Origin of the sequence: Trujillonella endophytica (genome assembly GCF_900110555.1) — a bacterium.
Lineage (GTDB): Bacteria > Actinomycetota > Actinomycetes > Mycobacteriales > Geodermatophilaceae > Trujillonella > Trujillonella endophytica.
The window spans coordinates 23,908-42,691 of record NZ_FOEE01000017.1; the positions used below are offsets into that span (position 1 = coordinate 23,908).

Sequence of the window (18,784 nt, forward strand, 5' to 3'; positions counted from 1 at the left end):
GCGCCGGCGCCCCACCGCCGGTCCCGTGATGCCGAGGAGGCGCCCATGACCTCGATCGACGTGCCCGCGAGCCGTCAGCGGCCGTCGTTCGACGCCGCCCGCGCCGAGGCGGCCGTGCGCGAGCTGCTGGTGGCCGTCGGGGAGGACCCCGACCGCCCGGGGCTGCGCGACACCCCCGCCCGGGTCGCCCGGGCCTACGCCGAGACGTTCGGCGGCCTGGTCCAGGACCCGGCGGAGGTGCTGTCGACGACGTTCGAGGAGGACCACGACGAGCTCGTCCTGGTCAAGGACATCCCGATGTACTCCACGTGCGAGCACCACCTGGTCCCCTTCCACGGCGTGGCGCACATCGCGTACATCCCGTCCGAGGACGGGCGGGTCACGGGCCTGTCGAAGCTGGCCCGGCTGGTCGACGTCTACGCCCGCCGTCCCCAGGTCCAGGAGCGGATGACCCGGCAGGTCGCCGACGCGCTGCACGACGTGCTGAAGCCGCGGGGCGTGCTGGTGGTCGTCCAGGCAGAGCACCTGTGCATGGGCATGCGCGGCATCCGCAAGCCCGGCGCCGTGACCACGACGTCGGCGGTGCGCGGGCTCTTCCGCGACAGCGCGGCGACCCGGGCCGAGGCGATGTCCCTGGTGCTGGGCCGGTGACCCCCGCGGGCGGTCAGCGGCGCGGCCGGGCGATCGCGATGACCGGCGAGGAGGTCGACGCCTTCCTGGCCGAGGAGCGCACCTGCCGGGTGGCGACCACCGGCGGCGAGGGCGGGCCGCACGTCGCCCCGCTGTGGTTCGTCTGGGACGGCGGCGCGCTCTGGCTGAACTCGCTGACCCGCAGCCGGCGCTGGGCCGACCTGGCGCGCGATCCGCGGGTCGCGGTCGTCGTCGACGCCGGCACCGAGTACACGGAGCTGCGCGGGGTGGAGGTCACCGGACGCGCCGAGCCGGTGGGCGACGTGCCGCGGGGCACCGCGGACGTGCCCGAGCTGGGGGCCGTCGAGGGGGCCTTCGCGCGCAAGTACACCGGCCAGGACGTGTTCGTCCCCGACGGGCGGCACGCGTGGCTGCGGATCACTCCGGAGAAGCTGGTCAGCTGGGACTTCCGCAAGCTCGCGAGCCTGTCCCGGTGAACCGGCCCCGCCGCTGGGGGCCGCCGCGCGCCGGCGAGTGGTGGGCCCTGAGCAGAGGGCCCTCCGCTCAGGGCGCGAACACGGAGGTGAGCGCCGAGGCGACCTCGCGGTGACCGGCGACCAGCCGGCAGCGCCCCCGGCCGGCCCGGGCGAGGTCGCGGCCCAGGTCGACGTCGTCCTCCCCGGTGGTGTCCAGCAGCACGTCCAGGCGCGGCAGGCGCGCGGCGATCAGCCGCGGGTCGGGCCCGGCGTTGTGCACGCAGTCCGACAGCAGCAGGACGCGGCCGTCGCGCGCCGGGACGCCGGCCAGCTGGGCGGCGGCCGTCTCCAGGGCGAACGAGACGTTGGTGAGCCCCTGGGCGGGCATGCGGACGAGCAGGTCGAGCACCTTTCCCGGGTCCGTGGGCTCGCCCATCCGCACCAGCACCGCCGCGTCGGACCAGAACGCGACCACCGCGAGCCGGTCCCGGGCCAGCTCCCCGGCGAGGGCGCCCACGGTGGCGGCGGCGGTGCGGATCCGCTCGCCGCGCATCGAGCCCGAGACGTCCACGACGAGCACGACGGCCCTCCGGCGGCGCACGCGCTCGCGCACGATGACGTCGTCGTCGTCGGGCAGGGGCTTGGCGACCAGGGCGTCCAGCGTGCGCTCGAGGTCGAGCTCGTCCGACCCGCCGCTCCACGGCAGGCTGGTGAGCTCACCGACGCCCCGGCGGGGCCGGCGCTCCCGCGGAGGCCGGGCCACCGCCAGCCGGCGGGCGATCTCCCGGGCGCGCTGGCGCACTCGGGCCTCGGCGGCGTCGGCCGCGGCGAGGTCGGCCAGCGCGATCACCGTGCCGTCCTCGTCGGTCGCGCCACGGGCCGTGCGACCCGGGGGAGTGGTCCCCGGCCGCATCCGGCGCCGGTCACCACCGGTGAGCGTCAGCCCGCCGCCGCCGGAGCTGGGCGTGAACAGCGAGGGCTGCTCGGTCAGCTGCTTGGGCTTGCGCTTCAACGGCCGGGCGCCCCGAGGGCTGTCCCGCCGGTTGCCGCTGCGCCGCTCGACCGGGGAGTCGGCGGCGATCGTCCTTCAACCGGGGTCGGCTGCCGAGGGCTGCAGCAGGAAGTGGTCCTCCCAGATCTCGCGCAGGACGAACTCGGGGGTGGACTCGAGCGCCTCGTCGAGGAAGATCCGCCCCGACAGCGCCAGCATCAGCGCGTCGAGCACCACCGCGGTGTACTCCTCCGGCAGGCCACGGGGAGGCGCCACGGAGGGCTCGTCGGGCAGAGGGACGGCGCGCATGGTGGCCAGCTGCGCCGCGACCAGGGCCAGGTCGATGGCCCCGCGCACGCTGCTGCCCTGGCGGACGTCGTCGCGCTCCCGCGTCGCCCGCGTCAGGGCGACCGCATCCGCGATCAGCCGCGGGGACTCCACCCCGGTGCGCCGGCCGACGATGCCGCGCTCGGCCTCGTCGTCCTGGTAGTCGATCGACAGGCGGCAGAGCCGGTCGTAGACCGACGTCGACAGCCGGGTCGTGCCGATGTTGTCGTAGGGGTTCATGGAGGCGACCACGCGGAAGGAGGGGAGCGCTTCCACCGTGCCCACCCGCGGGATGGAGATGCGCCGCTCGGCCATCGCGGTGAGCAGCGTGTTGAGCGTGTCCTCCGGTGCGCGGTTGAACTCCTCGACGTAGAGGAAGCCGCCGGAGCGCATGGCGTCGACGAGGGGACCCGCGACGAAGTTGTCGGCGGTGTAGTCCTCGCGCAGCACGCGGGCGGGGCTGTGGTGCCCGACCAGCCGCGTCGGGGTGAGGTCGGCGTTGCCCTCCACGAACATCAGCGGGATGCCCCACTCGGTGGTGATGGAGCGCAGCAGCGTCGACTTCGACGTCCCCGGAGGCCCCTCGAGCAGCACGTCGCGGCCGGCGGAGACGCTGGCCAGGAGCAGGTCGAGCTCGCGGTCCCGGCCGACGAGGTGGCGGGCCACGCGGCGGCGGATGTCGCGCACCGAGGCGCCGTCGGCTCCGCCCACCCGCGAGCCGGTGATGACGGCGTCGGACGGGGGCGGGTCGCCGGGGAGGCTGGTGTCGAACGTCTCGTCGGGTGTTGCCACGAGTCCTCCTCGCCACGGCGCGCCCGGTGCTCCGGCCGCCATCCTTCGACCATGTTATGACTGCTGTATCGAGAGGCTTCCCGGAGGCGGACATCCGCGGGGCCGAGTCCGTCCACCCGCCTCGGAGGGACCATGACCGGCGAGATCAGCGGGGCGGTGACGACGACGGCGGATCCGGCGCCCCTGCGGCCGATGGCGCTGCTGCGCATCCGCCCGTTCGCCGTCCTGTACCTCAACGCCACGGTCATCGGCCTGAGCGTGATGGCGCAGACGGTCGCCCGCAGCTGGCTGGCCTTCGAGCTGACCGGCTCCAACGCAGCCCTCGGCGGCGTGCTCCTCGCCTTCGGGGTCGCGATGCTGGTGATGACCCCCTGGGGTGGGGTGGCCGCCGACCGGCTGCCCAAGCGCCTGGTGCTCCAGGTCTCCGTCGGCCTGCTCGCCGCGTCGAGCGCGTGGATCGGCCTCGCCGCGGCCTTCGACGTCATCGAGTACTGGATGCTGCTGGGGGCGAGCGTCCTGCAGGCGGTCGCGTTCGCGGTGTTCGGCCCCGCCCGCATGGCCTTCCTCGGGGAGGTCGTGCCCCGGGGGTCGCTCGGCAACTCCGTGTCGATGCTCCTGGTCAACAACGAGCTCAGCCGGGTGGTGGGGCCGGCGGTGGCCGGGGTGGTCGTCGGCGCCGTGACGGTCGGCATCGAGATCATCTTCCTGAGCAGCGCGGCGCTCCTCGCCCTCGGCGTCCTCACCACGGTCCGCATGCCGCCGGGGCTCCCGTCGGGCGACGCGGCGGTGCGCTCACCGCTGGGCGAGCTGACCGACGGCATCCGGTACGTCCTGCGCAGCCCCCAGCTGACGGCTCTGCTGTGGTGCGGCTTCGGCGTCACCATGGCCGGCCTGCCCTACGTCGCGTTCCTCCCCACGGTCTCCAGCGACCTCTTCGACACCGGCTCCGCGGGATACGGGGTGCTCTCGGCCACCGCGGCGGTCGGGGCCGTGGTCGTGGGCCTGCTCATGGGCCGGCGGCGGCACCGCGGATCGGAGACCCGCACCTTCGTGGTGGCGGGCGTCGTCTTCGGCGCCGCCGTCGGGCTGCTGGCGGTCGCACCCACGTTCTGGGCCGCCGTCCTCGTCCTCCTGGTGGTGGGCGCGGGGAACCTGGCATTCCAGACGGCCAACCAGTCCCTGCTCCTGGGGCTGTCCGACATGGCCTACCACGGCCGGATCCAGGGCCTGGTGATGATGAGCTTCGGAGCCTTCGGCATCGCCGCGCTGCCGCTGGGCGCGCTGGCCGACGCCGTGGGGCTGCGCTGGGTGCTGGGCGGCATGGGCGTCGCCACGCTGCTGGTGATGGGGGCCTTCGTCCTCGTCACCCGCGGTCGGCTGGCGCGCGAGGACGTGCTCCGCGACCTCGGCTGAGCGAGGGCGGGAGCGGCGTCCTCGCGTGGCGAGCCGGGCCGGCTAGCGCCGCCAGTCGACCCCGGGCAGCGACGCGGTCCAGGACTCCGTGATGAGGCCGCCCTCGAGCCGGTGGACGGTCAGCCAGGTCACCACCGTCATCGCGCCGGTGTCGAGGTTGATCCCCTGGGTGGTGGCCCGCGTCCACACCCGGTCGCCGTCGGCCACCTGGTCGTCCACGGTGGTGGTCGCGTCGTGCAGCAGGCGCCACGCGCCCGAGAGTTCCTTCTTGAACTCGGTGCGGGACACCGCCCGGGTGCCGGCCGAGGAGTGCCGCACGTAGGGCTCGGCGATCAGCTCGTCGACGACCCCCAGGTCGTGCCGATGCCACAGCCCGTCCCAGTAGCGGGCGACGACGTCCCGCGGATCTCCCTGCACGGACGCCGATGCTAGAGGTCGAGCACGCCGGGGGCCCGCGACCGCACGGTCACGGGCCCCCGGTGTCGGTGCTGCTCAGCCCGCGAAGGGGTCGCCCTCGATCTCCTCGGTGCCCAGGAAGATCGGCGCGTTGAACGAGTCCTCCGGGTGGGTCATCAGCAGGCCGTCGCGGATCCGGATCGAACGGACGCCCTGCTTCGTGAGCCACGCCTCGGCCGAGTCCAGATCGGTGATCTTGAAGCGGAGGCTGTAGATCATGTTGCCCCACTGGGCGACGTGCCGGCCGAGGTCGGAGTCCGGGGACTGCGGCTCGGCGAGCTCCAGCAGGCAGTCACCGAGTTGCAGGGTGGCGTACTTCGCCTGCAGGTCGGGGTCGAAGCCGTGCTTGAGCGGGATGGCCTGGAACTCGTCGACGTAGCTCTCCACCGCCTTGTCGAGGTCCTTCACGCCCAGCGTCACGTAGGAGAAGCGCTCGATCGTCAGCGGGTGGCTGCGCCACAGCTTCTCCAGGGAGGACCAGGTGTCCTGGTCGCGCGGGTCGTTGGGCATGTCGTGCTCGCAGAGCTCGACCATGAGCCCGAAGGTGTCGCGGGGGCTGGGGTAGCAGTAGCCCAGCCCGGGCTCGGCGCCCTCGACCTTGCCGCCGCCGGGCCGGCCGATGTAGATGCCCTTGCCGATGAGCCGGTCCACCAGCCCGCCGAGGTCCTCGACCTTGTACCCGACGGAGTGCAGGTGGGTGCCGAACTTGTCGTAGAACTTGCCGACGGGCTTGGACGTGTTGACCGGGAAGGCCGGGGCCATCGTCTCGATGCAGAGGTCACCGACCATGATCAGGGTGGCGTACCGGTCCTCGACGGGCAGGTAGTTCGGCTCGTCGACGCCCATGTAGACCAGGCCGCCGAAGACCCGCTCGTAGAACTCGCGCAGCTTCTGCGCGTCGTCGGCCATGTGGACCACGTGCACCATCTGACCGATGCCGTGGTCACCGGTGACCTTGACCTGCTTCTTCACTGGGCATCCTTCGTCTGTGTCGTGAGCGGGCTCCCGGCCGCGGGCGGGGCGGTGCGGATGTCGGAGGCGTGCCGGGTGCCGAAGAACATCGGCGCCCCGTGCGAGTCCTCGGGGTCGGTCACCAGGAGGTCGTCGCCGATCCGCTTCGTCCGGACGCCGTTGCCCTCCAGCCAGGAGGTGGCTGCGTCGAGGTCGCGGACCAGGAAGCGCAGGGCGTAGATCATGTTGCCCCAGGTCGCGACGTGCCGCCCGAGGTCGGAATCGGCCGACCGGGGCTGCACGATCTCCAGCAGGCAGTCACCCAGTTGCAGGACCTGGAAGTCGGTGTCGAGCTCCGGGTCGCTGCCCGACGCCAGCGGCACGGCCTGCAGTGCGTCGACGTAGGTCTGCACCGCCGAGTCCAGGTCGCCGACCGCGAGGACCACCGAGGAGAAGGACTCCAGCGTCGACGGGTGCGTACGCCACATCCCCTCCAGCGACGACCAGGTGGGGAGCAGCCGGGGGTCGTTCTGCATGTCGTGGGACGTGAGCTCGATCAGCAGGCCGGCCGTGGCCCGCGGGCTCGGGAACAGGTACGCGGCCTCGGGGTCGACGTCGGACAGCTTGCCGCCGCCGGGGCTGCTGATCGGGATGCCGCGGTCCAGCAGGCGCCGCTGCAGGCCGTTCAGGTCGTCGACCTTGTAGCCCACCGAGTGCAGGTGCCGGCCGTACTTGGTGTGGAACCGGGCGACCGAGAAGCGCGGATCGGCCGGCAGGCGCGGGGCCATGGTCTCGATGCAGAGGTCACCGACCATGAGCAGCGTCGCGTAGCGGTCCTCCCAGTCCAGGTAGTCCGGACCGTCGACACCGCTGTAGACGAAGCCGCCGAGGACGCGCTCGTAGAACTCGCGCAGCGCCTGCGCGTCCTCGGTGACGTGGATGACGTGGACCATCTGGCCGATGCCGTGGTCCCCCGTGCGACGGGCGTTCTGCTCCATCCGGGACTCAGGCGTCCGCGCCGGTGGCGGCGAACCACTGGAGGTCCGGCGGGTTGCCCGTCATGTCGATCGTGTCGGTCGGGCGCAGCCGCCCGGCCTGGCCCGCGGCACCCAGTTGCCCCGCGGCCGTGGCGACGTCGGCGTCCCCGAGCTCGTAGACGGCGACGTAGCGGGGCGCCGCCGTGCCGCCGGTGAGGTCGACCAGGCGGTAGCGGCTCACCCCGGTGACGGACGGGATGGCGGCCCGCACGTCGGGGATGTGGATCTCGTCGTACCACTGCTCGTACTCGGCGTCCTTGCCGGGGACGGCGCTGCTGTAGGCGATCAGGAGTGCCTTGGCCATACCGGGCTCCTCGAACTCAGGGGATGGGGGTCGGTCGTCGTGGGTGCGCATCCGCGGTTCCGCGGCCGACGAGGTCGATCTCCTCGACGGGCATGGAAGGGGTCAACCTCCTCGGCTGGGATGCGGTCGGGCCTGGCGCGGGCGGGGTGGGGCGAGCGGGGCCTCAGCCGGCCGGGGCGAGCGCGGTGAGGTGGCGCGGGCCGGCAGCGAGGCCGCCACGGAACCGGCCGGCGGTGCCGTCGCGCGGCGACGTCGATCGGGCCGGTCGGAGCTTCCGGGAGCGGCGTTCGCGGGGGGCGGTGGGCGGTGTCCAGACCTCCACCGGTCCCGGCACGGCCCACCTCGCAGTCCCTCGGCGCACGCCTGCTCCGGAGGCGCGCTGCCTCCGAAGGTAGACGAGCAGGCCAAAGGTCGTAAATACTTCGAATCGACGACGTGGGTCACACCACATCGCCTCGCGGCCGCGCCGTCCGGTGCAGTGCCGCCACCCGGCCGCCGCGGTCCGCGCGGGGAGCCCCGAGCCCGGGAGTCGTCGTGTCGCAGGACCCGGAGGACGTAGCGGTGCTGCCGCCGCCCCGGCGACCCGGGGCCACGAGCGCGGACGTCGCGCGCCTCGCCGGGGTGTCCCGCTCGACGGTCAGCCACATCCTCAACGGTCAGGTCACCCGGTTCGCCGAGGAGACCGTCGGACGGGTCCGGGACGCGGCCGCCCGGCTGGGGTACGTCCCCTCCGCCGCGGGCCGGTCGCTCGTCCTCGGGCGCAGCGACCTCGTCGTCCTGGCCGTGCCCAACACGACGCTGACCAACGTCCAGGACATCATCGAGGCGATCGCCGCGGACCTCGACGACCTGGGCTACAGCGTGGTCGTGCACTTCGACCGTGGCGGCGGCGCGGCGGCCAACCTCGCCCGGCTCCAGCACGTGGTCGACACGCTGCGCCCCGCCGGCATCGTCGACCTCGGCAGCCTGTCCCTGCGCGACCTCGACACGCTCGAGGAGCAGGGCTGCCCGATCCTCTCCCCGCGGCCCCGGCACGTCCGGGGCGTCGACGAGGGCAATCTGGCCATCGCGCGCACCCAGGCCGAGCACCTGATCGACCGCGGCTACACCGCGCTGGCCTACGCCTTCCTCGTCGACCACCGCGACGATCCCTTCGGGCGGATGCGCGCCGCGGTGGTCGCCGACGTCTGCGCCGAGGCGGGGCTGCCCGCTCCCACCGCCATCAGCGTCCCGCTCGACGCGGCCGGGGCGCAGACGGCGCTGTGCGACCTGCTGCGCGCGCGTGGGCGGCCGGTCGGCATCGCCTGCTCGAACGACGAGGTCGGGCTCGCCGTGTCCTTCGCCGCGCTCGCGCTGCGCGCGGCCGTGCCGGGGGACGTCGGGGTCATCGGCGTGGGCGGCGGGAGCGTCGGCCAGCTCGTCGCCCCCCGGCTCAGCACGATCACCTTCGACGTCCGGGCGTCGGTCGGCACGATCCGCCGCGGGGTGGCCGCCGCGCGCGGGGGAGTGGCCGAGGACGACGACCCCACGCTTTCGCCCGAGATCTTCCTGGTCCTGCAGGGCGAGACCACCTGAGGCTCCACCAGCCCGTTCGCCGAGAGCCCTCCGAGGCGCCCCGACGAAACGGTGGCACGATCTGCCACGTGACCGTTGACACGTGTCACCGCGCTCCGTACGGTCGTCGCGGCCGGGTGATCCGGCCCACACGGCCGGGATATCCGGAGGTGTGCGTGCTGGCGAGGAGGCTGGCCATGCCGGGTGCAGGGAACTACGACGTGGTGGTCGTCGGCTTCGGGGTGGCAGGCGCGTCGGCCGCCCTCGAGGCTGCTCGCACCGGCGCCCGCGTCCTGGTCCTGGACCGACGTGGCGTCCTCATCCGGCCGGGCGCACTCGCCGGCGGCACCGGCGCGGACGGCGCCCCCGCCGGCGCCTCGATGCGGGTGCGCCGCCGCCTGCGGTCCCGCCCGCGCACCGCCGTGCCACCGCTGTCCACCCTGCGCGCGGAGGCGCTCGCCGCCGGGGTCGAGGTGTGCCGGCAGGCGGCGGTGCACGAGCTCGTGGTCGAGGGCGGCCGGGTGACCGGCGTCGGCTACGCGGCCATGGACATGATGACCCCCTCGGGCGCGCGGTACTGGTGGCTGGACCGGCTGAGCGGGTGGACGCCCCGGCTGTCGGCCGGTCTGACCCGCACCCTGCGCCGCGCGGCCGAGGCGCTGTGGCACGACGCCTCCGAGGTCGGGGCCGTCTCCGCCGGCGCGGTGGTCCTCGCCACCGACCGGGCCGGCTGGGACTTCGTCGGCCCGGCCGTCTGGGGCGCCGGGGTCGCAACCGCCCGGCCCGCGGCCGGGGCAGCCCGCCGGCGACGGCTCAGCCTGGTCGCCGACGGCGCGACCGCACCCGGTCCCGAGCTGGAGGCCCGCGCCTGGTGCGCCCGCGAGACCGGTCTCGGGGCCGGCACCGACGCGCTCGCCGAGCTCCGGGTCGACCGCGGCACCGGCCAGGTGTGCGCCGGCGAGGGCCGCGAGGTTCCCGGCCTGTTCGCCGCCGTCCCCGCACCGGGAGACCGGACCGACGCGCTCCCGGCCGACAGCGCCCTGCTGGTCGCCGTCGGGCGGCGGGCCGGCCGGGCCGCCGCGACCGGGCGCCCCCGGCGCGGCCACCTCCGCTCGGTCGGCTGAGGACGCCGGTCCGGCGGAGCGGTCAGCGACCGACGAAGCGCGGCGGCCGGTTCTGCCGGAAGGCCGCGATGCCCTCGTGCAGGTCCTCGGTCGTCATGGTCACCGGCTGCGCCATGGCCTCCCACTGCAGGGAGGCCTCCAGGCCGGCGGCCGACTGCTCCAGCCCGGTCTTGGTGAGGCGGGCCGCGATGGGAGCGGCCTCGGCAAGGCGGTCGGCGACGGCGAGGGTGTGGGCCAGGACGTCGTCGGCGATCCCGGTGACCAGGCCCCAGTCGCACGCCTCCGCGGCCGGTACCTCGCGGCCGGTGAAGAGCATCTCGCGCGAGCGGGAGACGCCGATGGCCTCGGGCAGCAGCCAGGTCGCGCCCATGCCGCCGTGCGTCCCGCGGAAGATGAAGGGCGTGCTGAACCGCGCGCCGGTGGCGGCGAAGCGCAGGTCGCAGGCGAGCGCGAGGCAGACGCCGGCGCCCACGGTCGCCCCGTTGACCGCGGCGAGCACCGGGAACGGCAGCTGCCGGGGGCGCAGCCAGCTCCGGTAGAAGGGCAGCATCCGGTCGCGGAGCCGGTCGATCGTGACGTCGTCGTCGGACCCCTGGTCCAGCCAGGAGAGGTCCGCACCCGAGCAGAACGAGCTGCCCGCGCCGGTCACCACGACGACCCGGGTGTCGCGGTCGGCGGTGACCTGGTCGAGGGCGCGGTCCCAGGCCACGGTCATCTCCGCGGTCATGGCGTTGCGCACGCCCGGGCGGTTGAGCGTGAGCAGGCGGACGCCTCGCGCCGGCTCGCTCACCAGCACCGCGTCGCCCGGATCGGCCGCCATCGGTCGTCCCCTTCGCTGTCGGGAGCGGGGGGATCTACGGCAGCGCGTCCCGTCCCGCGGTGTGCCCGGGTCGCCGCCACGGGCACACCGGGGAGGAGCGGACTACCAGGTCAGGAGAGCGGCGGGGCGAGCGGTGTCGTCCCCGACGGCGGCCTTGAGGGCCGGCCGATCGGCCGACGAGGGGCCGGTCGCGGTGCCGTCCACGACCAGGCGCGGACCCGGGGCGAGCAGCCACATCTCGTCCATCAGCGACCGCAGCACCTCGCGGCGCAGCGAGTAGAAGTAGTTGCGACCCCGCTTGCGCACCTCGATGAGCCCGGCCTGGGTCAGGATCTTGGTGTGGTAGGAGATCGTCGGCTTGGAGACGGGCAGCGTGTCCTCGAGGACGCTGCACGCCAGCTCCTCCTGCTGTGCCATCTGCTGCACGATGTTCCATCGGATGGGGTCTCCGAGTGCCTTGAAGACCTCCGTCGCAGCGACGGGTTCACGGGTCATGACGCGGGCCCCTCCGGATCGATCACGCTCAGTAGTTCAACGGTTGTCAATCTAACGCGCGTTCCGCCCGGATGCCCACCCGTCTGCGCGGTGAACCGTCCCACAGCGCGTGACGGGCCTCCCCGGCCCGCGGTCGAGGAGGATCACTCGTCGACCGTCCAGGTGTCCCGCCCGCGCAGCACCGCCTGCAGGTCCGGTCCGCCCGCGCGCTGCGCCGCCTCGCGGGCCTCGCCCACCTGTGCCCGCACCGCGTCGTCGTAGGTCGTGCGCCGCACGTCCCGGAAGACGCCGGTCACCGTGTGCGTGAGGTCCTGGTCCGACAGCCGCGACAGCGCGAACGCCAGGTGGACGTCGGTGACGTCGTGCACGACCACGTCCGCGGGGTCGACGTCGGCGGCCTCGGCGACGGCCAGCCCGAATCCCGCGCGGACGACGACGGAGGTGCCCAGCCCGTCCTCGCCCTTCGGACCGAACCGGATCGGCTCCCCGTGGGTGAGCGGGATCAGCCGCTGCGGGGCGGTGTCGGGCCGGCGCAGCACGTCGAAGGACCCGTCGTTGAAGATCGGGCAGTCCTGGAAGATCTCCACCAGCGCGGTGCCGCGGTGCGCCGCGGCGGCGGCCAGGACCGCGGTCAGGCCCTTGCGGTCGGAGTCGATCGCGCGGCCGACGAACGTCGCCTCGGCACCGAGGGCCAGCGACACCGGGTTGAACGGATGGTCGACCGAGCCCATCGGCGAGGACTTGGTGACCTTCCCCGTCTCGCTGGTGGGGGAGTACTGGCCCTTGGTCAGCCCGTAGATCCGGTTGTTGAACAGCAGGATCTTCAGGTTGATGTTGCGGCGCAGGGCGTGGATGAGGTGGTTGCCGCCGATCGACAGCGCGTCGCCGTCGCCGGTCACCACCCACACCGACAGGTCCGGCCGCGCCACCGCCAGGCCGGTGGCGATCGCCGGCGCCCGGCCGTGGATGGAGTGCATGCCGAAGGTGTCCATGTAGTACGGGAACCGGGACGAGCACCCGATCCCCGACACGAAGACGGTGTTCTCCCGCTTGATGCCCAGCGTCGGCATGAAGGAGCGGACGGCGGCCAGCACGGCGTAGTCCCCGCACCCGGGGCACCAGCGCACCTCCTGGTCGGAGGTGAAGTCCTTGGCCGTCTGCGGGGCCTCGGCCGCGGGGACGAGGTCCAGCCCGCCGAGGCCGGGCATGCCCAGGTCGATCATGGTCACCGCTGGGCTCCCGGGAGGTGGGTGAGGAAGACGTCCTGCAGTTCCTCGGCCTTGAACGGCTGGCCCGACACCTTGGTGTGGCTCTGCACGTCGACGAGATAGCGGGAGCGCAGCAGCGAGGCGAGTTGCCCGAGGTTCATCTCGGGCACGAGCACCGCGCGGTAGCGGGCGAGCACCTCGCCGAGGTTGGCCGGGAACGGGTTGAGGTGGCGCAGGTGCGCGGTGGCCACGGGCAGGCCCCGCGCCCGAACGCGGCGGGCGGCGGCGCCGATCGGGCCGTAGGTCGAGCCCCAGCCGAGCACCAGCAGCCCGGCGTCCCCGGTCGGGTCGTCCACCTCGAGGTCGGGCACCTCGATGCCGGCGATCTTCGCCGCCCGCAGGTGGACCATCCGCTCGTGGTTGGCCGGGTCGTAGGAGATCGAGCCGGAGCCGTCGGCCTTCTCCAGGCCACCGATGCGGTGCTCCAGTCCGGCCGTGCCGGGGACGGCCCAGGGGCGGGCGAGGGTCTCCGGGTCGCGGAGGTAGGGCCAGAAGGCGCCCGACCCGTCCGGCGCGTTGGGCTCGGTCGCGAACGCGGGGTCCACGGTCGGCAGCTGCGCGACGTCGGGCACCTGCCACGGCTCGGACCCGTTGGCCAGGGCGCCGTCGGACAGCAGGATCACCGGCGTCCGGTAGGTGACCGCGATGCGGACGGCGTCCAGGACGGCAGCGAAGCAGTCGCCGGGCGTCTGTGGCGCGATGACCGGGACCGGGGACTCGCCGTTGCGGCCGTGCAGCGCCTGCAGCAGGTCGGCCTGCTCGGTCTTGGTCGGCAGCCCGGTCGAGGGGCCGCCGCGCTGCACGTCGATGACCAGCAGCGGCAGCTCCAGGGCCACGGCGAGGCCGATGGTCTCCGCCTTGAGGGCAATGCCCGGCCCGGACGTCGTCGTCACGCCGAGCGCGCCCCCGAAGGAGGCGCCCAGCGCGGCCCCGACGCCGGCGATCTCGTCCTCGGCCTGCACCGTCGTCACGCCGAAGGCCTTATGCCGGGAGACCTCGTGGAGGATGTCGGTCGCCGGGGTGATCGGGTACGTGCCCAGCAGCACCTCGAGCCCGGTGACGTGCGGAGCGGCCACGATGCCGTAGGCCAGCGCCGTGTTGCCGGTGATCTGGCGGTAGGTGCCGGCCGGCAGCTTCGCCTTCGCGACCTCGTAGACGACCGCGAAGGCCTCGGTGGTCTCGCCGTAGGCGTGCCCGGCCCGGAACGCCAGGATGTTGGCCTCGGCCAGCTCGGGGCGCTTGGCAAACTTCTCCCGCAGGAAGCGCTCGGTGCCCTCCTGCGGCCGGGAGTACATCCACGACAGCAGGCCGAGGGCGAACATGTTCTTCGCCCGCTCGGCGTCACGCTTGGGGAGGCCGGTGGACTCCAGGGCGCCGCGGGTGAGCGTGGCCATGGCGATCCGGTGCACCTGGAAGTCGGCGAGCGAGTCGTCCTCGAGCGGATCGGCCGCGTACCCGACCTTGGTGAGGTTGCGCGGGGTGAACTCGTCGGTGTTGACGATGACGATGCCGCCGCGCGGCAGGTCGCCGATGTTGGCGCGCAGGGCCGCAGGGTTCATCGCCACCAGGACGTCGGGCCGGTCGCCGGGGGTGAGGATGTCGAAGTCGGCGAAGTGCACCTGGAAGGACGAGACGCCGGGCAGGGTGCCGGCGGGTGCGCGGATCTCGGCCGGGAAGTTCGGCAGCGTCGACAGGTCGTTGCCGAAGCTGGCGGTCTCGGAGGTGAACCGGTCGCCGGTGAGCTGCATGCCGTCGCCGGAGTCGCCGGCGAAGCGGATGACGACGCGGTCGCGTCGCACCACGGTCGGGCGGCGCGTGCCGTCGGAGGCGCTCCCGGCCGGCGTCGTCGTGTCGGGGGACGTCGTGTCGGTGGACGTCATCGCGGGGTCGTCAGCCTCGTTCCGGGCGCGGTGGTTTCTCCAGGTCGCGCGGGCAGGGCGACGATGCCCGCGCGCGCGGAGGCACGAGAATGCACAAGGTTCGATGGATTGACAAGTCTCTTCACCCCGTGGTCTGCTCGCCAGGGGTCCGTCCGGGGCGCGCGGCACCGCCGTGCAGCCCGCCGCGGGAGTGCGTGTCAGCCTCTCGTCGGGGGCGGTCCTCCCCACAAGCCCCACGACGTCGTGGAACGGAGAAGCGGTGGAGCTCGAGCTCACGGCCGATCAGAAGCTCTTCCAGTCATCGGCCAGGTCACTGCTCGAGAAGGACCACTCGCTCGACCGGCTGCGCCGGCTCGAGCCGGGTGAGTCCGCGTGGGACCGCGACTCGTGGCAGCGCGGCGCCGAGCTGGGCTGGGCGGCGACGATCGTTCCCGAGGAGCTCGGCGGCGGCAGCGTCTCCGGCGAGGGGGTGCGCGACCTGACCCTCCTCGCCGAGGAGCTCGGCTCCGTCGTCGCCCCGGGGCCGTTCCTGCCCGTCAACGTCGTGCTCGCCGGCCTGGTCGCCGCGCACGGCACCGGTCCCGACCACACCGCCACCATCGAGGCGCTCGTCGCCGGCGAGCAGGTGGCCGCGTGGGCGGTGTACGAGCCCGGTGGCCACTGGGCCCCCGAGGCGGCCCACGTCGCGGCCTCGCCGACCGCCGACGGCTGGCGGCTCGACGGCACCAAGGACCGCGTCGAGGCCGGGCTCCAGGCCGACCTGCTGCTGGTCACCGCGACCACCCCCGAGGGGCTCGCGCAGTTCCTCGTGCCGACCTCCGCCGAGGGCGTGACCACCTCGCCGCAGTGGGCGCTGGACCTGTCCCGCCCGCTCGCCGAGGTCCGCCTCGACGGCGTCGTCGTCGGCCCGGACGCGGTCGTCGGCACGCCGGCCACCACGGCCGAGATCGTGGAGAAGCAGCTGCAGATCGCGCTGCTCGTCCAGTGCGCCGAGCTGTGCGGCGGCCTGGAGAAGATGTTCGCCCTGACGATGCAGTGGGGCTTCGACCGCTACTCCTTCGGGCGCCCGCTGGCCTCCTACCAGGCCCTCAAGCACCGCTACGCGGACATGCGCACCTGGCTGGAGGCCTGCCACTCCACCACCCAGGCCGCGGCGGAGGCCGTCCAGGCGGGCTCGCCCGACGCGCCGCAGCTGGTCAGTGTCGCCAAGTCCTTCGTGGCCGAGCGCGCACAGTGGATCCTGCAGGACTGCGTGCAGCTGCACGGCGGGATCGGCGTGACCTGGGAGCACGATCTGCACCTGTACCTGCGCCGGGCGACGTCCGACCGTGCCCTGTACGGCACGCCGGAGGACCACCGCCGCCGGCTCGCCGACCTCTCCTCTCTCTGAACTCCCCGTCTGCGAAGGGCTGACCACCGATGACGACTGCCGAGACGGAGACCGTCGAGTCGTTCCGCCTGCGTGCCCGCGCCTGGCTGGCGGAGAACATGCCGCGCCTGGACGCCGACGCGCCGCTGCCGACCCTGGGCGACGACGACCACGAGTGGGTGCGCGCGCGGGAGCTGCAGAAGCTGCTGCACGCCGGCGGCTTCGCGGGCATCTGCTTTCCCCGTGAGTACGGCGGCCTCGGCCTGAGCCCGGCCCACCAGCGTGCCTTCACCGAGGAGACCGCCGGCTACGAGATGCCGGTGCAGCTGAACATCCCGACGTTCAGCATCGTCGCCGCCACCCTGCTCGACATGGGCAGCGAGGAGCAGAAGCGCGAGCGCATCTCGGCGGCCATCCGCGGGGACGAGGTGCTCTGCCAGTTCCTGTCCGAGCCCAGCGGCGGCTCGGACCTGGCCGGCCTGCTCACCCGGGCCGAGCTCGACGGCGACACCTGGATCCTCAACGGCCAGAAGACGTGGAGCACCTCGGCGTACGCCGCCGACTGGGGGCTGTGCCTGGCGCGCACCAACTGGGACGTGCCCAAGCACCGCGGCCTGACCATGTTCCTGATACCCACCGAGGCCCCGGGCCTGCACATGAACCGGGTCAAGATGGTCAACGGCTCCCGCGAGTTCTGCGAGGAGTTCTTCACCGACGTCCAGCTGCCCGCCTCGGCCGTCGTCGGCGAGGTCAACAACGGCTGGGCCGTCGCCTCCCGGCAGCTGTTCCACGAGCGCAACGCCGTCGGTGGCGGATCGCCGTACGTCAGCGGCATCGCCGGCCGTCCGCGCGCCCTCGGCGGCCAGTCGCTGTTCACCGTCGCCCGCGCGACCGGCCGCGCGGCCGAGCCCGGGGTCCGGGAGCGGGTGGGGGAGTGGGTGGCGCTGGAGGCCGTCAAGAACCAGATGGTCTCCCGGGTCAGCCGGGCCATCGGCAGCGGCGCCCTGCCGCCGCCGGCCGCCTCGCTGCTGCGCCTGTTCCACGCCGAGGCCGCCCAGCGGGGCACCGACCTGGCGATGGACATCGCCGGCGCGCAGATCGCCGCGGGCGTCGGCACCGACGAGGGCGTCACGGGCCGCGCCGGTGTCTCCTACCTCAGCCGCCAGGGGGCCAGCCTGGGCGGCGGCAGCAGCGAGATGGCGCGCAACCAGATCAGCGAGCGCCTGCTCGGCATGCCGCGCGAGCCCGCCGCCGATCGGGACATCCCGTTCAACCAGGTCAAGCGGGGCCGGGTGTGATCGGATCCCGTCCGCATCTGCGCACCGCCCCGACCACCAACACCCGGAGTTCCGAATGAACCTCGCGATGATCCTCGACATGGTCGCCGACGGGATGGCCGACCGTGTCCTCATCGGCAACAAGGAGGACGGCCTCACCGGGGCCACGCTGCGGGCCAAGGCCTCCGCCGGCGCCGCGCACGTGGCCTCCCTCGGTGCCGACCGCCTCGTCTACCTCGGCCCCAACGGCTCCGGGTTCCCCGTGGCGCTGTTCGCCGCGACGCTCGCGGGCGTGCCGTTCCTCCCGCTGAACTACCGCCTCGGCGAGGAGCAGCTCGGCGAGATCATGAGCCGGCAGACCGCGCCGCTGGTCGTGACCGACACCCCCGAGCGGGTCCCGGGCTCGCGCACCATCGGCATCGCGGAGTTCGCCTCGCTGCCGGCCGTCGACGCCGCGCCGCTGCAGGCGTACGAGATCGAGTCCGAGTCGGTCGCCGTCCTGCTGATGACCAGTGGCACCACGGCGGCGCCCAAGAGCGCCGTGCTGCGGCACAGCAACCTGACGGCCTACCTCTTCGGCTCGGTGGAGTTCGCCTCGGTCGAGGAGACGGACGCGACGCTGGTCAGCGTCCCGCCTTACCACATCGCGGCGGTGGCCAACTGCCTGTCCAACCTGTACGCCGGCCGGCGGGTGGTCTACCTCGACGTCTTCAGCCCGGGCGAGTGGCTGGACGTCGTGGAGAAGCAGGGCATCACCCATGCCATGGTCGTGCCGACGATGCTCTCGCGCATCGTCGCCGAGCTCGAGACGCGGGGGACCGAGGGTCCGGCGTCGCTGCGCTCGGTGTCCTACGGTGGCGCCAAGATCGCCGCGGAGGTCATCGAGCGGGCCCTGCAGCTGTTCCCCGCGACGGGCTTCGTCAACGCCTACGGCCTGACCGAGACCGCGTCGTCGATCGCCGTCCTCGGCCCCGACGACCACCGCGAGGCCGTCGCGTCCGAGGACCCCGCCGTGCGCGCCCGGCTGGGTTCGGTGGGCCGCGCCCTGCCCTCGGTGGAGATCGAGGTGCACGACGACGAGGGCACCGTGTGCGCGCCCGGCGTGGTCGGCGACATCGTCGTCCGGGGCCCGCAGGTCGCGGGGGAGTACCTCGAGCAGGGCAGCAAGGTGCAGTCCGACGGCTGGTTCCCGACCCGGGACCGCGGCTACGTCGACGACGCCGGGTTCATCTTCGTCCGCGGCCGTTCGGACGACACGATCATCCGCGGCGGCGAGAACATCGCCCCGGCCGAGATCGAGGACGTCCTCGGCCGGCACCCGGCGGTACTCGAGGCGGTCGTCGCGGGCGTGCCCGACGTCGAGTGGGGCCAGGTCATCGGCGCCTTCGTGCAGCTGCGTCCCGACGCGCAGGCGACCGAGGACGAGGTGCGGCAGTGGGTCCGCGAGCGGCTGCGCGGCTCGAAGACCCCCGACCGGGTGGTCTTCGTCGAGGAGTTCCCGACGACCCCCACCGGCAAGGTGGTCCGGCGCGAGCTCGTGGCGCTCGTGACCCAGCCCAGCGCGCAGCCCGCCTGACCCGCCCGACCCCCGTCAGCCCGGGGGTCGGACCAACCGCCGAC

The 18,784-nt window shown here is 73.7% G+C and carries 18 protein-coding genes; 8 read left to right on the forward strand and 10 right to left on the reverse strand.

Annotated features, from left to right (window positions below):
• Nucleotides 1-45 precede the first annotated feature (45 nt).
• Both folE and BMY88_RS20410 read left to right on the forward strand, forming a co-directional pair.
• Entirely contained in the window at nt 46-651 is a 606-nt protein-coding gene (gene folE / locus BMY88_RS20405) for a GTP cyclohydrolase I FolE (RefSeq protein ID WP_091948163.1), read from the forward strand.
• Nucleotides 648-1,127 carry a pyridoxamine 5'-phosphate oxidase family protein gene (locus BMY88_RS20410; protein ID WP_211435750.1) on the forward strand — a complete coding sequence of 160 codons (480 nt, stop codon included), beginning with the start codon at nt 648-650 and terminating at the stop codon, nt 1,125-1,127. The genes folE and BMY88_RS20410 overlap by 4 nt, the downstream gene beginning before the upstream one ends.
• Nucleotides 1,128-1,194: 67 nt before the next feature.
• Here BMY88_RS20410 and BMY88_RS20415 read toward each other — a convergent pair whose 3' ends face one another.
• Nucleotides 1,195-2,118, reverse strand: coding sequence for a vWA domain-containing protein (locus tag BMY88_RS20415; RefSeq protein ID WP_091948166.1), 924 nt, complete (start codon nt 2,116-2,118; stop codon nt 1,195-1,197).
• Nucleotides 2,119-2,193: 75 nt separating this feature from the next.
• The gene (locus BMY88_RS20420; protein ID WP_244524820.1) at nt 2,194-3,216 is read right to left on the reverse strand and encodes an AAA family ATPase; all 1,023 of its coding nucleotides are present in this window, start codon (nt 3,214-3,216) and stop codon (nt 2,194-2,196) included.
• 132 nt (nt 3,217-3,348) lie between these two features.
• Between BMY88_RS20420 and BMY88_RS20425 the strand changes: the two genes are divergently transcribed.
• The gene (locus BMY88_RS20425) at nt 3,349-4,629 is read left to right on the forward strand and encodes an MFS transporter (protein ID WP_091948172.1); all 1,281 of its coding nucleotides are present in this window, start codon (nt 3,349-3,351) and stop codon (nt 4,627-4,629) included.
• Nucleotides 4,630-4,671: 42 nt separating this feature from the next.
• Here the strand turns inward: BMY88_RS20425 and BMY88_RS20430 are convergent, their stop codons facing one another.
• The 4 genes from BMY88_RS20430 to BMY88_RS20445 form a co-directional block, all read right to left on the reverse strand.
• A complete protein-coding gene (locus BMY88_RS20430; RefSeq protein ID WP_091948175.1) occupies nt 4,672-5,046 on the reverse strand; it encodes an ester cyclase in 375 nt (124 codons plus the stop codon).
• Between the two features lie 75 nt (nt 5,047-5,121).
• Nucleotides 5,122-6,057 (reverse strand): VOC family protein, encoded by a 936-nt coding sequence (locus tag BMY88_RS20435; protein WP_091948178.1) that lies wholly within the window; start codon nt 6,055-6,057, stop codon nt 5,122-5,124.
• Nucleotides 6,054-7,034, reverse strand: a complete 981-nt coding sequence (locus tag BMY88_RS20440) for a VOC family protein (RefSeq protein ID WP_091948181.1) — start codon at nt 7,032-7,034, stop codon at nt 6,054-6,056. The genes BMY88_RS20435 and BMY88_RS20440 overlap by 4 nt, the downstream gene beginning before the upstream one ends.
• Nucleotides 7,035-7,041: 7 nt before the next feature.
• On the reverse strand, nt 7,042-7,377 hold the full coding sequence (locus BMY88_RS20445) for a hypothetical protein (protein WP_091948184.1): 336 nt from the start codon (nt 7,375-7,377) through the stop codon (nt 7,042-7,044).
• Between the two features lie 561 nt (nt 7,378-7,938).
• On the opposite strand from BMY88_RS20445, the gene BMY88_RS20450 reads away from it, so the two are divergent.
• Entirely contained in the window at nt 7,939-8,952 is a 1,014-nt protein-coding gene (locus BMY88_RS20450; protein WP_139220539.1) for a LacI family DNA-binding transcriptional regulator, read from the forward strand.
• A gap of 176 nt (nt 8,953-9,128) precedes the next feature.
• Nucleotides 9,129-10,055, forward strand: coding sequence for an FAD-binding protein (locus BMY88_RS24195; RefSeq protein ID WP_091948190.1), 927 nt, complete (start codon nt 9,129-9,131; stop codon nt 10,053-10,055).
• Nucleotides 10,056-10,077: 22 nt separating this feature from the next.
• Here BMY88_RS24195 and BMY88_RS20460 read toward each other — a convergent pair whose 3' ends face one another.
• The 4 genes from BMY88_RS20460 to BMY88_RS20475 form a co-directional block, all read right to left on the reverse strand.
• The gene (locus tag BMY88_RS20460; protein ID WP_091948193.1) at nt 10,078-10,875 is read right to left on the reverse strand and encodes an enoyl-CoA hydratase/isomerase family protein; all 798 of its coding nucleotides are present in this window, start codon (nt 10,873-10,875) and stop codon (nt 10,078-10,080) included.
• A 102-nt stretch (nt 10,876-10,977) separates the two neighbouring features.
• Complete coding sequence (locus BMY88_RS20465; RefSeq protein ID WP_091948197.1) at nt 10,978-11,370, reverse strand: ArsR/SmtB family transcription factor; 393 nt, start codon at nt 11,368-11,370, stop codon at nt 10,978-10,980.
• A gap of 143 nt (nt 11,371-11,513) precedes the next feature.
• Complete coding sequence (locus BMY88_RS20470; RefSeq protein WP_211435760.1) at nt 11,514-12,593, reverse strand: 2-oxoacid:ferredoxin oxidoreductase subunit beta; 1,080 nt, start codon at nt 12,591-12,593, stop codon at nt 11,514-11,516.
• Between the two features lie 2 nt (nt 12,594-12,595).
• Nucleotides 12,596-14,518: a 2-oxoacid:acceptor oxidoreductase subunit alpha gene (locus BMY88_RS20475; RefSeq protein ID WP_091948204.1), complete on the reverse strand. Its 1,923-nt coding sequence runs from the start codon at nt 14,516-14,518 to the stop codon at nt 12,596-12,598.
• A 259-nt stretch (nt 14,519-14,777) separates the two neighbouring features.
• On the opposite strand from BMY88_RS20475, the gene BMY88_RS20480 reads away from it, so the two are divergent.
• From BMY88_RS20480 to BMY88_RS20490, 3 genes are read left to right on the forward strand one after another with little or no spacing between them, the layout of a single operon-like run.
• On the forward strand, nt 14,778-15,908 hold the full coding sequence (locus tag BMY88_RS20480) for an acyl-CoA dehydrogenase family protein (RefSeq protein ID WP_091948207.1): 1,131 nt from the start codon (nt 14,778-14,780) through the stop codon (nt 15,906-15,908).
• Nucleotides 15,909-15,937: 29 nt separating this feature from the next.
• Entirely contained in the window at nt 15,938-17,185 is a 1,248-nt protein-coding gene (locus BMY88_RS20485; RefSeq protein ID WP_091948211.1) for an acyl-CoA dehydrogenase family protein, read from the forward strand.
• A gap of 55 nt (nt 17,186-17,240) precedes the next feature.
• Entirely contained in the window at nt 17,241-18,740 is a 1,500-nt protein-coding gene (locus tag BMY88_RS20490; protein ID WP_091948214.1) for a class I adenylate-forming enzyme family protein, read from the forward strand.
• Nucleotides 18,741-18,784 lie beyond the last annotated feature (44 nt).